The sequence below is a fragment of the Acinetobacter shaoyimingii genome (genome assembly GCF_011578045.1).
GTDB classification, from domain to species: Bacteria; Pseudomonadota; Gammaproteobacteria; order Pseudomonadales; family Moraxellaceae; genus Acinetobacter; species Acinetobacter shaoyimingii.
Window position 1 is genome coordinate 2727477 of the sequence record NZ_CP049801.1, and the last position, 16370, is coordinate 2743846.

The window sequence follows — 16370 nt, forward strand, 5'->3', positions numbered from 1 at the left end:
CCCATACATTTTTATGTTAAAAAAAACGTTTTTTCAAATCCATTGGTTTTTAGGGATTACCGCAGGCTTAATTCTGTCAATTATGGGTGTGACAGGAGCAATTTACTCCTACGAACAACCGATTCTAAAATGGATGAATCAAGACAGCTATGTTGTTCAAGCTGAAACAAAAGCAAAAATGACACCTGCTGAAATTTACCAACACTTTCAGCAAGAACGTCCAGAATTTAAAATTAATAGTATCAGCGTTGCATCTTCAGCCACTGAATCATCCAGTATCAACATTGAAAAAGAAGGTGAACGTCGTGGTTATACCATGATGATCAATCCTTACAATGCTGAACTTTTACCTTCAATTCAAGGAAAAGCTTTTTTTGCCTTCGTACAAAAATTACATCGTTATTTGGCTGCTGGAGAAGTGGGTAAACAAATAACTGGGGCGTGTACACTTTTTCTGTTGTATTTCATTCTAAGCGGTATCTATCTGAGATGGCCAAAAAAACATACTATTCGTCAATGGTTTGCTGTTAAACCCAAGTTAACCGGTCGCAACTTTATTTGGGATTTACATGCTGTTGTTGGAACTTGGGTATTTGTATTTTATTTCATTATTGCTTGTACTGGTCTCACTTGGTCTTATAGCTGGTGGAAGAATGGCATGTACAAAGTACTTGGAGTTGAAGCACCTCAAAGTAATATGCAAGGGCGCGATTCAGGTCAAAAACCATCAAAATCAGAACATTCAAAAAAAGAACATGCTTCTGGCTCTAATGAACATAAAGCTAAAGGTGATGCTGAAGACTTGAATCCTAGCCAAATTCAAACTGCGCTCCATCAAACTTGGAGTGGTATTCAAGCTCAATTGGGTCGTGAGTATTCAACTATGACGCTGAATTTACCAAAAAAAGACAATGGTAAATTAGAGCTGGTTTTTGTCGATCCTATTCCACAACATGAACGTGCTAGAAATAAAGCGACTTATAATTATCAAACACATAAATTTGAAAATATCGACATCTATGCAGATAAAAAACTCAATGACAAGATCATGAGCAGTTTATTACCAGTGCATCGTGGTAGTTTCTTTGGTCCTATTTACCAATTCTTTGCCATGTTGGCTGCGCTGAGTATGCCACTGTTTTTTGTGACTGGATGGATGCTGTATTTAAAACGCCGTAAACAGAAAAAATTAACTCAGTCAGCTCGTGGAAATGTGCTGAATGCTGAAAATAGTGCCGATGCAACACCGTGGTTAATTACCTATGCAACCCAAACTGGCGTATCTGAACAAGTGGCGTGGAATACAGCAACTTCACTCCAACAAGTAGGTCAACCTGTTAATGTAAAAGCCATTCAGCATCTGACTGAGGATGATTTTAAACAATCGCAAAAAATGCTTTTTGTGGTCAGCACTTATGGAACAGGTACAGCACCCGACTTAGCTTTAAATTTTGCCAAGAAGTTTTTAGATCAATCTTTTGATTTATCTCATCTGCACTACGCTGTTTTAGCCTTAGGTTCACAAGATTATCCTGAAACTTATTGTGCCTTTGGGCATCGTATAGATGCTTGGTTAAAACAAAATCATGCACAAGCATTGTTTGAATGTATTGAAGTTGATAATGGCAATTCTAAGCACATCGAATTTTGGAATACAGCCATCGCTCAGGCCACACAACTTGATCTACAAACAGTGACGATTCAAAAAACGTTTGATGAATGGACATTGAGCTGTCGTGAAATGTTAAATCCAAATAGCCAAGGTGCTCCTGCATTTAATATTCAACTAACAACTAAGCATGACATGCATTGGGAAGCTGGTGATATTGCTGAGATTCAACCTGGCAACAGCCCTGCTCGTATCGACTCATTTTTACAGAAACACAATATTCCCGCAGATACGATACTTGGCTCGCTTAATATCAGTATTGAAAATGCATTATGGAATAAACACTTAACGCAAGAAGTTCATAGTTTTAATGATATTGAAGAGCTCTATCGACAACTGAAAGATTTGCCAACACGTGAATACTCGATTGCCAGCATTCCCCCTCAACAAACTTTACGATTGGTCGTGCGCCAAAAATATGATGAACAAGGTCAGCTGGGGCTAGGTTCAGGCTGGTTAACTGAACATACACAGCTAAATGATCCTATACATCTTCGTATTCGAAGTAACCCTTCATTCCATTTGATTACAGATAATCGACCAATGATTTGTATTGGAAATGGGACAGGTATTGCTGGATTGATGAGTTTAATTTCAGCACGTATTCGTTTGGACTATACCAACAACTGGCTTATTTTTGGTGAACGCCAATTTGCTCATGATTTCTTCTATAAAGAGATTATTCAAGCTTGGCAAAATACCTCAATGCTGAAACGCCTAGACCTCGCTTTCTCGCGTGATCAAGCTGAGAAAGTGTATGTTCATCATAAGCTCCGTGAACAAGCATCAGAGCTTAAAACTTGGATCGATCAGGGTGCAGTCATCTATGTCTGCGGTAGCATCCAAGGTATGGCGAGCGATGTAGACCAAGCACTTAATGATATTTTAGGGGTAGAGACCGTAGATTTATTACGTCAAGAAGGACGTTATCGCCGCGATGTTTATTAACAACAACTCTTACCTCTCTTAGCCTTTCATTAGGCTAGAATAAAAAACCGAGCCCAAAAGCTCGGTTTTTTAAGCGCTGTCATTTACTTGCATATGTCATACTGATATTTAACACGAAAATATTTTACAATCTTTTAGACCCTAATTAATTCATCCCTAAAGACGAATTTTATGCATGCTTAAATCAAAATTTTTCAAGTTCATACTCTTGGCAATGGGTGTGTTCTTATTTTTATATAGTGTACTTTTACTCATACAACATCGTTATGGATTGGGAACTATTCTTCCGCTGTTTATTGGATTAATGTTTTGTATTCAGTCACTTTATAATCAAAAAATACATCATTTTTTGATACAACACCCTCGACTTAAGCAATTTTATAAAATGGGTTGGGCAGTATTTTCAGTATGGTTTATCACTGTTTGTCTATTTTTTGCATATTTAAAATATCAAATGCTTCAACCTGAGCATGTAAATAACATAGATGCGATTGTCGTTTTAGGCAGTGGCACCATTAAAGGGAAACCGTCACCGACCCTTGTTGCTCGCCTTGATCGTGCTGCAGAAATCGCACAACAGTATCCTCACACCACGATTATTCTAAGTGGTGGTTTAGATGCTTTAAAGCAGCATACGGAAGCGCAAATCATGTCCGATTATTTGCAAAAAAATTATCAAATAAATGCAAATAAAATTGAGCTAGAAGATCGAAGTACCAGTACCTATCTCAACCTTAAAAACAGTCAGGTGCTACTCAAGAAAAATGGATTAACACTGCAAACCCCACTCGCTATCGTGACCAGTGATTTTCATACGCCTCGAGCAAGTTTAATAGCCAAAAAACAAGGTTATAAGAACTTCGTCACCATTAGAGCCAAAACACCTTTAGTCACACGCTATTCCTCGTGGCTAAGAGAATATTTTGCTTATATCAGTGGTTGGATATTAGGTGAGTTTTAAACTTTATTTGGTGTTGAACCTTAAGGTCTGTTTACATTTCAAACACGCGGTGTGTTATGGGTTAAAACAATACAAATAAGACATGAATTGATGACAATGGTTTTTCTCGATTTTTATAACAGCATTAGAGATAGTTTTAAGTTGATGATTAATTCCTTAATTTTAAATCATTAAACTTCTATCATAAGTCAATTTTCAACCATTTAAAATTTATCATAAAGTTCCCTCTCCTGAGCAAGTTTAAAGCGTTGCTTTCTTTAAAATGAAGTGCGAAGCGCAAGTGAGGGCCTAGGGAGAGGTTATTTTCAGCTTAAAATCCTTCATCCTAACCTATCTCAGCCATATATGGCCCAAGAAAAGTAACTTACGTTTTCAATCCGATAGAATTCAATGATCATTTTTTGATTTATGAAATAGATCTATTGATTTAAAGTTTCAGGGATTGTGGTCTTTACCATACTCAGAATCAAATATACACAACGTATAAATCACTCATTATTTGATGTGGAATTTTTTCATTTACTCTACAAAATCGTGTCATTGAATCCTGTTAGTTCAAACCATTAATTTCGATCATGCAAACGAATTCTTCGGGGTAATGGCAACTGTTCAGATTTAAACAATTCCGGATCAGCCAAATACAATTTATAAAGATGTGCTTTGAGATCAATCAAAAATTGACGCCCAGACACTAAAATATTTTGACCTTCAGGGGTAAGATTCAAGGACAAACGCGTATTATGCTTACGAATATAAGGAATGACTTTTTCAATAAAAGGAATCAAAGCCACTTCCTGAATTTCATGATTGACCCATTTATCTTTAATCAATAATTGTGCTAAACCTTTACTTTGCCAAATCGCAAGCGTTTGCAGACCTGAAGGCGTTGAACATAAAGCCCAACCATCATGATAAAGTCCATAGACTTTTCCCTGCGCCACAGTTGCTGCAATAAACTGATTATATTGTTCTTTTGCGGTTAAATTACCCATCGAATAAGAATGACTTGCCTGTCTTTGATAAGGGTTTCTCATAATCGTTTATAGTTTTAAATAAATAATGAATTATGCTTCTCATTTTAAACATAAACTGTGACTTAAGATTGTATTATTATCAAAATATGGTATGGAGATTGTAAGCATCATTCAATGTTATGTAACACTTGCACGAATAAATACATTTTCAATTTTTAATTAAAATCATTTATTTAGTGACAATAATCCGTATACATCAAATGATTGATCAACATTTAAATGTAATCAAAATGTACAAGACTGAATTTTGAGGTGGTCTTTGACAACGAATGAGATTAAGGAATTGTTTTGAAGAAATTTGAGATGTTCAATCTAAAGATATGGTGGGCGCTGACGGGATCGAACCGCCGACATTCTGCTTGTAAGGCAGACGCTCTACCAACTGAGCTAAGCGCCCTGAGGAAAAAATTCAAGATTTGAATTTTTGACGCAAGACAAACGCAGTGCGTAGTCTATGCTATTTAAAACCACTTTTCAAATCAGGGTAATGAAAAATGGCGCAGCGGACGGGACTCGAACCCGCGACCCTCGGCGTGACAGGCCGATATTCTAACCAACTGAACTACCGCTGCATCGCAAACTTATTGCTAAGTTTATATACCTGAAGATTTTTCATCTAAAGATATGGTGGGCGCTGACGGGATCGAACCGCCGACATTCTGCTTGTAAGGCAGACGCTCTACCAACTGAGCTAAGCGCCCTTTTAGGGTCAAACTATTTCGACTTAATGGATGGCGCAGCGGACGGGACTCGAACCCGCGACCCTCGGCGTGACAGGCCGATATTCTAACCAACTGAACTACCGCTGCATCACAAAAAATCTGGTGGGCGCTGACGGGATCGAACCGCCGACATTCTGCTTGTAAGGCAGACGCTCTACCAACTGAGCTAAGCGCCCTCAAAAGGTCAACTATGTAAATGGCGCAGCGGACGGGACTCGAACCCGCGACCCTCGGCGTGACAGGCCGATATTCTAACCAACTGAACTACCGCTGCATCTACACAATGTCTCTATTGTGGTACAAACAACATGTTAAATATTAAGTGGCGCAGCGGACGGGACTCGAACCCGCGACCCTCGGCGTGACAGGCCGATATTCTAACCAACTGAACTACCGCTGCACTTAATGTTTAACGTAAAGGCTTGGTGGGCGCTGACGGGATCGAACCGCCGACATTCTGCTTGTAAGGCAGACGCTCTACCAACTGAGCTAAGCGCCCTTTACGACTTCATCGTTTGTGTGGTGCATTATAGAGAATCCTCAGGCACTGTCAAACGCTTTTCTACCTTAATCTTGGTTTTTCAGCTTGAATGATTAAAAAATAGATCATTTCGGTAAAATTCTCACTTTTTTGTTTATTTTTTACCTATTTATGTCAATTTTTTTGCAAAGTTTTTGCATAATCCATAAATAAAACCAACTCAAGCCTGAGTAAAAATCGATTTTTCTATTTTTTTTCTAGAATTTTTTCGTCAGACAAATATACCAAAGCACCTTCTTGAACCAAATCGAATAATTCTTGTACATCCCCACTATACATACGAATACAACCATGAGATTTAGGGATGCCCATAGGTTCTGTTTCAGGCGTACCATGAATATAAATATATCGTTTAAAGGTGTCACACCCTACCCCACGGTTAAATCCCTCTTGCAAACCATCTAACCAAAGTATGCGTGTTAGTATCCAATCACGATCGGGTTGTTGTTGTCCCAACTCACGAGAGTAAATTTCACCAGTCCATTGTCTTGCTTTAAAAACAGCATTAAAAGGCTCGGTTGCACCAATCTTTTGTGCAACACGATGCCAACCACGTGGCGTCTTACCCGAGTTTTCTTGTTCTCCAATCCCATTTAGGCCAGTTGAAATCAGATAAAACTTATTCAGTTTCGGTAAGCTTAGCGTCTGGGATACAAGGTCTATTAAAATATCTGCTTGGTCTAGTGAATACATACAGGTACTCTTATGGTTTTTTGGACGTTTGATTAAGTCTTATCTTGTTTGGTCAATATGTTGTTGGGTTCTGGTCGAGTCCACAGCCATATCGCCACAATCAACATGGTTAAATCGGTAAAAATTTTCACTAAAAGTGGCGCATTGGTAAACAGCATAACAATACCACTGATGCACATCATGATACTTGCCCACCATTTTGCTTTTCTTGGGACAGTGCCATGTTCACGCCAGTTGCGTAAGGTCGGTCCATACTTAGGATGGTTAAGCAACCAAGCATCCATCTGCGGCCACCCTTTTGATGCTGCCCATGCAGCAAGGATTAAAAATACAGTGGTTGGCATACCAGGTAAAAGCGCCCCTATAAAACCTAGTACAATAAAAATAACGACTAGGCTACGCCAAAACAATATTTTCATACAGCAACTCAATTAGATGAATTTCATTAGTATATATGGTTTTATAAGACCAGCAGTTTAGAATTTTAACGCCCCGAAGCTAACGTATTGAATGAGCAGATAATATGTCAGAATATTTTGAACCATGGTTTGAATACCAACAACCGATCGTTCGTCAACTGGCATTTGTAGTTGCAAGTCCTAATATTATTCAGGCTTTACCTGAACAATTACACACTCAACATACCTTTGAACTGCATTCAAACGATTTTTGGAAGGACTTGTATTTACGCTATATTCCACGTTTAAAATTTTTAGATCAACACCCAGAAGAACTCATAACATTTATACAGCAACTTAAAAGTACTCGCTTAGGACTACGTTTCGAATATTTAATGTGGTTTTGGCTTCAAGATGCCGCTTATCATCATTACCAACTAATTGGACATAGTATTCAAATCATTGACGGCAAGGATACCCTTGGTGAACTAGATTTTTTACTCATCAATACGCAGACGCAAGAAGTTGAACATTGGGAAGTGGCACTAAAATATTATTTAGCTGAAGCAGACTATAGCCTTTCACATTGGTACGGTTTAAATCGTAGTGATACTTTAGAGCGCAAACTCAAGCATTTTACTCAAAAGCAGTTTCAATTTAAGTCAGCACTAGGTCATACCATTCAAAAACGCATTGCCATTCTTAAAGGTCAATTATTTATCCCAATAAATAGACCAGAAAACACTTTACCTCTATTTGTAAATCCATATAGAGAGGTTGGTCAATGGGGCACTCAATTATTTTGCTCTCGATATTATCGACTGAATCGACTAGAGTGGATTTGCCCGAATGAAATTACAGATCCGATTTACGCTGCATTCTGGTGTAATGGTCTATATCGGAATTTCAAAACAAAACAACACTATATGTATCGTCAACCACCAATTCTAAGTATCTGTGTTAAAAAGATGTAATTTTAACCAACTAAAAATACATTTAATAACATTCACATAATAAAACTATCGTATTCATTGTCTTATTTAACACCTATTCTATTGAAACATCAGAATAATTGAGAACTGGAGATGATGATGAAAAAAGTATTAGCTGCTTCATTGGTAGTTGCATTCGTTTTAACTGGTTGTAATACATTTAAAGGCATGGGTAAAGACGTGTCTAAAGCGGGTGATGCTGTTAGTAATACAGCTGAAAAAACTGAAAACAAAATGTAATTTCAGTTCTTCAACAGATTCAAAAGAAAAGCCTTATCCAATGATAAGGCTTTTTTTATTTATAACACCAATAACTCCCTTCACTTATTTGCATTTTCTTTTATAGAATTCCTGCTTTATGATAGTGTTAATTTGACTAATTTAACCTCTCTCCATGACGCATTCAGATACTTTAGATCTCAGCCTGCAACTCTTAAGACAACCTTCAGTCACTCCAGTTGATCATAATTGCCAAGATATTATGGCCAAACGCCTTGCAAAAATTGGCTTCAATATTGAAAACATGCGTTTTGAAGATGTCGACAATTTATGGGCTCGTCGTGGCACTGAGTCTCCTGTATTTTGTTTTGCAGGTCATACAGATGTTGTCCCAACAGGTCAATTAGATGCATGGTCTTCAGATCCATTTAAACCTGAAATTCGTGATGGCAAGCTATATGGTCGCGGAAGTGCAGATATGAAAACGGCTTTGGCCGCAATGGTCGTGGCTTCTGAGCGTTTTGTTGCAAAGCATCCAGATCACAAAGGTTCGATTGCCTTTTTGATTACATCAGATGAAGAAGGTCCTTCGATTAATGGTACGGTGAAAGTCGTCGAAACATTAGAAGCACGTCAAGAGAAAATGACGTGGTGTCTGGTTGGTGAGCCTTCAAGTACCCATACATTGGGTGATATTGTCAAAAATGGTCGTCGTGGTTCGCTTAATGGTGTTCTACGTGTACAAGGTAAGCAAGGTCATGTCGCTTACCCTCACCTTGCCATTAATCCGATTCATGTCGCATCAAAAGCGATTACTGAGCTCTGTGAAACGGTATGGGATGCGGGCAATGAGTACTTCCCTGCAACTTCATTCCAGATTTCAAATATTCATTCCGGTACAGGTGCAACCAATGTCATTCCAGATACAATGGATGTGACTTTCAATTTCCGTTACTCAACTGAAGTAACTGCCGAAATACTGAAGCAACGTGTGATTGAAATTCTAGACCGACATGGTTTGCAATACAGCATCGATTGGACACTTTCAGGTCTGCCATTCTTAACCCCTGTGGGTGAACTTGTGAATGCTGCAAAACATGCCATTAAACACGTCACAGGTACGGACACCGAGTTATCAACCAGTGGTGGCACTTCAGATGGTCGCTTCATTGCACCTACTGGCGCACAAGTTTTAGAACTTGGTGTACTCAATGCCACGATTCACCAAGTGAACGAACACGTCAATATTGATGAATTAGAGCCATTAGCTGAAATTTACGAACAAATTTTGGTTGAACTTTTAGCGAAATAAAATCAAAAAAGGGATGTTAAAACATCCCTTTTTTATTAAAAATAGCATCGTTAAATAATGGATTTAAACTTGTTCTGCTTTTAATTCGATACCCACTTCTTTCTGAATATTGGCCACATGTGGCACATGATAGAGTTCATTTTCAATACGCACATACTGCATAATCAATGAATCATCAATGTTTTTTGCATCATCTACTACTTCAGAAATACGCACACGAATCGATTTAGGCATATCGTTGCACATTAAAGCAAAACGCTGATCTATTTCTTCACCCTCAATAATTAATGCCACACCCAATGCACTTGAAGGATCATTAAGTCGATAAACAGGAAGTTTGCTTTCATGCCATTCCACTTTATCTAGATTTGTTGGACTATCAAACGCAGATAGCACGATATTCTGTGGCAATAACATGGGTGGCTTGTTATAGCACTGAATCACATACGCATCGATAAAGCCTGATGAAACAGTAATTAAGTGCTGTAGTTCTTGCGTACTTACTTCACTTAGCAAAGATTTCTTTGTTTTTTGTACCATTAGTCTTCTCTATTTGGTTTCCAAAAGTTTTTGAATCGTTGCTAACAATTCATCTTCTTGGAACGGTTTACCCATATAGCTTGTCACACCCAAGCTCATTGCTCTTTCACGATGTTTCTCACCCGTACGTGATGTAATCATGATGATTGGCAAGGCTTGGTGAACTTCATCATGTCGAATAAGACTTGTCACTTCAAAACCATCCATACGTGGCATTTCGATATCCAGCAACATGAGATCTGGTCGTACAGTATGTAGTTGTTCGATCGCATCTACACCATCTTTTGCTGTCACCACATCGAAACCTTGTCTTTCGAGTAAACGAGATGTGACCTTACGTACAGTCACAGAGTCATCTACAATCATGATTAGGCGACGTTCATCACGATGACGACTCACCTCGGTCGAGCTTAATGATGTATCGTGTCGATTGGTCAACTGCACTTGGCGCGCAATATTTTGACCATCTAAGATCAAACAAACTTGACCATCACCTAAAATCGTTGCCCCAGAAATGGCACCAATATTGTTGAATTGATCTCCAATAGGTTTCATCACAATTTGTGATCGTGAACCGACCAGTTGATCAACCAATACCGCACTGGTTTGATCTCGATTTCCTTTGATCAAAAGCACTGGTAGTGAACTCACCACACCACTCAATTTTGGTACTGCATGTCCGCCTATAAACTCTGAAAGATAACGTAACTTATAGGTCTGGTCATCAATATGAAAGGCATCATCTGCGCTACTAAAGAAGGTTTCAAGTTCTGAAGGCGCAATACGTACAATTCGATCAATTTGTGAAAGAGGAACAGCAAATTGTTGATCCTGTACTTTCACCATTAAGGCATCACTTACTGCAACTGTGGTTGGCACTCGAATTTTAAAGGTTGAGCCTTTACCAACTTCAGATTCAACAGAAACTTCACCACCGAGCGCCTTAATACCACTTTGAACTACATCTAGCCCCACACCGCGACCAGAAATTTGGGTAATTTTTTCAGCTGTACTAAAGCCTGGATGGAAAATGAATTGCAGCACTTGCTCATCACTTAACTGTTGATCAAGTTGAATTAAGTTTTGAGCCAATGCCTTTTCTCTAATCTTATTGGCTTGAATACCTTGTCCGTCATCTGTAAATGAGATCACGACATCTGTACCCTGACGACTAATATCTAGCTCAATACGACCTGCTTCAGGTTTACCCAATTTCAAACGTGTTTGGGTGTCCTCCAAACCATGATCCAATGCATTACGGAGCATGTGTTCAAGTGGTGACACTAACTTTTCTAAAATCGTACGATCCAATTCACCTTCAGTATTGGTCACCACAAGTTCAGCTGGCTTATTCAAAGTCGTAGAGACTTGACGTACCAAGCGTTGTAAACGAGGTAATAACCGAGAGAAAGGAACTAATCGTGCACGCATCAAACCTTCTTGAATTTCCGCTTGAATACGCGATTGTTGTAATAAAATCCCTTCGGTATCTTTAATTTTTTCAGATAAAGTAGTCTTAAAGTCCACCAAATCCGAGGCAGATTCGGCCAGTGATTTAGACAATTGATTCAGGGATGAATATTGGTCCATTTCCAACGGATCGAAGTCTTCATAACGAGCGCCAGTTTCACCATGAATGGAGATAATTTGTGATTCTAACTCACCTTCCATTCGGCGCAACTGATCTGCTAAACGTTGAATCGCCAATTCCATTTCAGACAAGGTATGCCCAAACTGGCTAAGATCCATTTCAATACGTGAACGGTTAATTGCATTTTCACCTGCCAAGTCGATCATTTTTTCAATGGTCTCGGCAGAGATACGAATCATCTCATCATTTTGTTCAATTTTTTCAGATTCATCCCACTCACCCAACATTGATGGTGGCTCAGTACCATCACCCTCTTCAAAAGCAGTTGTGACTTCCTGAAGAAGTAAATCAGAACGGGTAAACTTCGTTGGGAGTTGCGCTGTGACATCCACATATTGGATATTGGCTAATTGTGTTTTTAACGACTGATCATAATCATAATTCTTCTCTAAAACAGCACCTCTGAGCCAAACAAAGGCAGATTCAAGCAAAGTATCATAGGCATTAGAATTAAAATGATGTAAACCAAACTGCTCAAACACCATCTCTAATTCATAGGAAATCTCACTGATGAGGTCTAGCCCCACCATTTTCGAACCACCCTTAATACTATGTGCAATACGCTGTAGTTGAAGTAATAAACTACGATTATGACGCTGTTCAGTCCATTGTTGTAATAGGCTTAAACCGTCATTGATTAATTCTGCAGCTTCAGCTGTGAATACATCGAATATAGCATTTTCAGATGTGTCAGCTTTATTTACTGGATCAGGCTGACTTTGAATACCCAGTATATCTTCAGGTTGAAGATTATCATCCACAATTGAGTCTTGACCCGTTGCCATAAATGTATGAACTTCATCTATCGCTTCGGATTGAACAGCATCGAGTGTAGACTCAGCTGATTGCTCTTGATCTGTACTCGCTTCAGTTAAAGCTTCTTCTACAGTTTCTGCATCTACAACATCTACTTGTTGCTCATCTAACTCGACAAGAGCCTGATCATCACTCTTGGTATTTTCGGTGGTATTTTCTAATTGTTCTTCAACAATAACATCAGATACAGTTGACTGTTTTTCATCTAAAAGAACGGCGTCTTCTGCAACGTTTTGTTCTACTACAACCTCAACTAACTCAGCTTCAACCAGTTCAGTTTCATTGGTTTCAACTTCATCTACAACTGCTGTTGCCTTGTCAGCCTCAAGTGTTGATTTATCTTCAAACAGCGCTTCATCATCAGCAAAGTCATCTTCATCTTCCGCACTCTTACGTTTTGACCAAAGTGACGCCAAAGTTTCAGGTGCTTTAATTGCACTATTTTTTTGTGGATTGACTAGATTTTTAAGGACTTCAATCACATGTGTAGCTGAGTAATCAATTTGCTCTTCTTGCAAAATTTGAATGCGATCAACCAAATCATCTTGAATTAAACGAATGATTTTAACCAGCTGATCACTTGGCTGCATAAGCCCCTTAATCACCATTTCATAAATCGTTTCTAATTCATGTGAAATAAGCCCGACATTTTCGGCCTGGGCCATATTTGCGCCACCTTTTAAAGTGTGCAAATGACGCATCAAATTGTTCAGCGCTTTGGTATCAGTTAAATTATCTGACCAAGTACTTAAATCAACATCTATATAACCAAGCAGCTCTTCTGCTTCTTCAATAAAGATGTCCAGTACTTCTAAATCAAAGTCGGCAATATGATCAACTGAATCCTTCTGATCACGATCGGCTGAAATATTCTGAATCACGTAATTTAGATCACCGACTTGTGATCCCACATGTTGTGGGAGATCAATCACATCATCAATTGGCATCGCGAGTGCAGATTCAGGGACCTCTGCGATATCATTAGTTTCTAATACTGAACTTTCTACTAATGAAGTTTCTATTTCATCAATGGTAATGTCTGTTTCAAACGACTGCGCTGCGATTGAATTAGCTTCAATTGATTCATTTTCATTAGATTCGGTAACAATAGATTCTGTTTCATTAGATTCAATTTCAACTGGCTCAGTCGTCTGCTCTTCAGTGGCTGACTCGAATAATTCAGCTGGTTCTTGAGCCAATTCCATCGCTTGATTTTCTTCAACCAAAACAGAGTCATCTTGCTGAATTTCAACAACACTTTCAACCGTGTCAGAAAGATCAATATTGTGAGCTTCGTTTTCTATTGCTTCGTTTTCAGTTGATACATTTTCGAGTGTTTCAATTTCGACAGCTTCGGAAACATCAGTAGATTGAAGATCGTCATTTTCCAATTCAAATTCAAACGCTAACTTTTCTTCTCCATCATCCACATTTTCAACAAGTTCAGGCGTTTGTTCAGATTGATTTTGAGCTGATGCTGAATCTAAAAGATTTTCTCGTTCTACATGATCATCTTGCAACTGCTTATCAGCAAGCAAATCTTGGTGTGTATCTCCTGATTGAACTTGCTCACTTTCAAAGTTAAAGTCATCGTTTAATGTATTTAAATCAAGATTTTCAATTTTTTCAGTGCTATCAATAGAAGCTTGATTTTCATTCAGTTCAGCTTTTAGGAAAGCTGCGACTTCATCATCTTGAGCTGTGCTGTTTAGTACTTCTATTTCAGAATCATATGCAAATGCATTTTCTTTAATTTCAATTGCATCTTCAGAATCAATTTCTAAATGCTCAGCATCTACTTCATAAATTTGATCGCGTGCAGTATCAACTAAATTGTCTTGTTCAGCTTTGATTTCTTGTTCTGAAATTTCAATTCCAGAGTCGGCCACCTCAACAGTATCCAACGCATCATTGACCAGATTGAGCTGATCTTGGCTATCATTTGGTTTTTCTAACTCAAACTCAAATTGTGCTTCATTATTTTCTGCAATCTGATCATCTAAACCGTTTTCGTCAACAGCGTCCGATTCAGCTTGTTGTGCTATTAGATCAACATTAATGTCATCAAACAGTGGTTGCTGCTGATCATTCACTTCATTCAGTATTTGATCCGTTGATGATGCTAAATGAATAGCTTCTGCACTATTTAGATCCGTAGTTTCTGCATTATTAACGTCTAGTTGAGTCGTATTGTCACGCAGTGCCTCAATAGCTTTATGTGCTTCACCCGTTAATGTCACACGTTGCCCTGAAGCCAATGTATCGAATAAATGGATAAAGTTTTGATGTACATGACTAAATAACTCAAAGATATAATCATCTTCAAGTAAGGTTTTATTTTTTAATACCGACTGGTAACTTTCCTTCAACAATGTAGTGAATTCATAAATTCCAATAGCCGTTGGATTATTGGTATTGTCTATGAGTATCTGAGCTTGATCGATGAGTTGATGGAAGTAATCAGGAAATTCTGTTTGCGCACGTTTATCAAATTCAAATTCAGCATCGAGTAGTTGATCAATTTGTAAATTGACCAATTGCGTTACGGCACTTATTGATTGATTGGACTGTTGTACATTACTCACTTCAAAATCGTAGCCCTTCCAAACTTCTTGGAATTTTTGCACGATCAGCATGAGATCAAATTTCTTATATTGAGGTTTTTTCAACTCATATAAATAATCTTCAACAAATTCTATATATTCGCTGAGAAGACTGTACTCTTTATAATCAATTTCTCGATCTTCTTGAACAAAAATTTTAAAGAGATGATCGACTTTGCTGGTGGCTTCAAATATGTCATTCACATGCGCCATCGATGAACTACCGCGCAAGGTATGTAAAGCACGAATTAAACGATTAAACTGATCTGGCGTGTATTGTTCATCTTTAATAAATTTACGAATCGTATCGACATGTTCTTCAGCTTCTTCAAAGAAGATTGCCAATGTTTCTTTTGCAATATTATCGTTATCTGTCGCTTCTGTTTGTACAGAACTATCAATTATTAATTTTTCATTGATTGGAGTGACATATTCACGTACTGGTTCTTCAATCTCAAACTCATTGCTATTGTACTGATCTATAGCATCCAATTCGAGATCTGTTGAAATCAAATCATTTTGATCTGAAGTTTGGTTCAATTCCACATCATCTAAACTAAAATCATTTGCGACTGTTGCACTAATTTCAGGTACATGATCGACTGGCGCTTCAACAGTATTATTTTCCTGACTTGCTGTCTCAACGGCTTCATCACCAAATTCTAGACCGGTCAAGTCATCTGAAGAATTTAATGTTTCAGATAAATTCAATAGTGTTTTTAATTCAGGATGAACATCGACATTTTGCTGGAAGCCTTGCCCTAAGACGATCAAAGGTCTTAGGTCAATATCATGCGATTGTCGATCTTTAAATTGTTGATAAAATTTATATTGATAAAGATTGATGACTGAAATCACAAACGCTTTTAAGTCAGGTGTTAACTCTCTATTTTTAGCAATCACTCGATTTAAATTGTCTTCTACATTCCACGCTAACTCACTCGTTGATTTCGCACCAACCATACGCCCAGAACCTTTTAGCGTATGAAAGCTACGACGCAGCGTTATGATTTGCTCATCATCTAAATCACCATTAGCCCACTCCTCCAAAAGCACATTGAGAGTTTCAAAAATTTCTTCTAACTCTTCTACGAAAATCTCTAATATCTCAGGATCTTGTTCAAGATAAGTATCTTGTGGCAACTCGATTGAGTGGTCTAAATTTTTTAATATTTCTTTCATAGCTTAGGCTTCTATGCTGCGTCCCATGCAGAGACTATAACCTGTCAACTTTCTTCGGCGAAGAATATCAAAAGGCCGAAACAAAGGTT

Annotated in this window: 10 protein-coding genes and 8 tRNA genes; 5 read left to right on the top strand and 13 right to left on the bottom strand. The window is 38.2% G+C overall.

The annotated features are described in order from the left end of the window. The first annotated feature begins 13 nt into the window (after positions 1-13). The gene (locus G8E00_RS12260) at positions 14-2617 is read left to right on the top strand and encodes a PepSY domain-containing protein (RefSeq protein ID WP_166224993.1); all 2604 of its coding nucleotides are present in this window, start codon (positions 14-16) and stop codon (positions 2615-2617) included. A 175-nt stretch (positions 2618-2792) separates the two neighbouring features. Next, positions 2793-3578 carry a YdcF family protein gene (locus tag G8E00_RS12265; protein WP_166224996.1) on the top strand — a complete coding sequence of 262 codons (786 nt, stop codon included), beginning with the start codon at positions 2793-2795 and terminating at the stop codon, positions 3576-3578. Between the two features lie 563 nt (positions 3579-4141). Here G8E00_RS12265 and G8E00_RS12270 read toward each other — a convergent pair. The 11 genes from G8E00_RS12270 to G8E00_RS12320 form a co-directional block, all read right to left on the bottom strand. Next, positions 4142-4612: a DUF2750 domain-containing protein gene (locus tag G8E00_RS12270; protein WP_166224999.1), complete on the bottom strand. Its 471-nt coding sequence runs from the start codon at positions 4610-4612 to the stop codon at positions 4142-4144. Positions 4613-4933: 321 nt separating this feature from the next. Then, positions 4934-5009, bottom strand: a tRNA-Val gene (locus tag G8E00_RS12275). A 98-nt stretch (positions 5010-5107) separates the two neighbouring features. After that, positions 5108-5184: transfer RNA gene (locus G8E00_RS12280), tRNA-Asp, on the bottom strand. Between the two features lie 53 nt (positions 5185-5237). Beyond that, positions 5238-5313 (bottom strand) — tRNA-Val (locus G8E00_RS12285). A 31-nt stretch (positions 5314-5344) separates the two neighbouring features. Next, positions 5345-5421, bottom strand: a tRNA-Asp gene (locus tag G8E00_RS12290). Positions 5422-5434: 13 nt separating this feature from the next. Continuing rightward, a tRNA-Val gene (locus G8E00_RS12295) sits at positions 5435-5510 on the bottom strand. A 21-nt stretch (positions 5511-5531) separates the two neighbouring features. Continuing rightward, a tRNA-Asp gene (locus G8E00_RS12300) sits at positions 5532-5608 on the bottom strand. 49 nt (positions 5609-5657) lie between these two features. After that, positions 5658-5734: transfer RNA gene (locus G8E00_RS12305), tRNA-Asp, on the bottom strand. Between the two features lie 23 nt (positions 5735-5757). Next, positions 5758-5833: transfer RNA gene (locus G8E00_RS12310), tRNA-Val, on the bottom strand. Between the two features lie 228 nt (positions 5834-6061). Then, positions 6062-6568 carry a cell wall-recycling L,D-carboxypeptidase ElsL gene (elsL, locus tag G8E00_RS12315; RefSeq protein WP_166225002.1) on the bottom strand — a complete coding sequence of 169 codons (507 nt, stop codon included), beginning with the start codon at positions 6566-6568 and terminating at the stop codon, positions 6062-6064. A gap of 32 nt (positions 6569-6600) precedes the next feature. Continuing rightward, entirely contained in the window at positions 6601-6987 is a 387-nt protein-coding gene (locus G8E00_RS12320) for a YbaN family protein (RefSeq protein ID WP_166010287.1), read from the bottom strand. A gap of 104 nt (positions 6988-7091) precedes the next feature. Between G8E00_RS12320 and G8E00_RS12325 the strand changes: the two genes are divergently transcribed. The 3 genes from G8E00_RS12325 to dapE all read left to right on the top strand — a co-directional run bounded on the left by G8E00_RS12325 (position 7092) and on the right by dapE (position 9489). Next, positions 7092-7940, top strand: a complete 849-nt coding sequence (locus tag G8E00_RS12325; protein WP_166010285.1) for a DUF1853 family protein — start codon at positions 7092-7094, stop codon at positions 7938-7940. A gap of 114 nt (positions 7941-8054) precedes the next feature. Next, a complete protein-coding gene (locus G8E00_RS12330) occupies positions 8055-8198 on the top strand; it encodes an entericidin A/B family lipoprotein (protein WP_166010521.1) in 144 nt (47 codons plus the stop codon). 154 nt (positions 8199-8352) lie between these two features. Then, positions 8353-9489 carry a succinyl-diaminopimelate desuccinylase gene (dapE, locus tag G8E00_RS12335; RefSeq protein WP_166225005.1) on the top strand — a complete coding sequence of 379 codons (1137 nt, stop codon included), beginning with the start codon at positions 8353-8355 and terminating at the stop codon, positions 9487-9489. A gap of 63 nt (positions 9490-9552) precedes the next feature. On the opposite strand, the gene G8E00_RS12340 is transcribed toward dapE, so the two are convergent. After that, positions 9553-10029: a hypothetical protein gene (locus G8E00_RS12340; protein WP_166010281.1), complete on the bottom strand. Its 477-nt coding sequence runs from the start codon at positions 10027-10029 to the stop codon at positions 9553-9555. A 9-nt stretch (positions 10030-10038) separates the two neighbouring features. Beyond that, entirely contained in the window at positions 10039-16281 is a 6243-nt protein-coding gene (locus G8E00_RS12345) for an Hpt domain-containing protein (RefSeq protein ID WP_166225008.1), read from the bottom strand. Positions 16282-16370 lie beyond the last annotated feature (89 nt).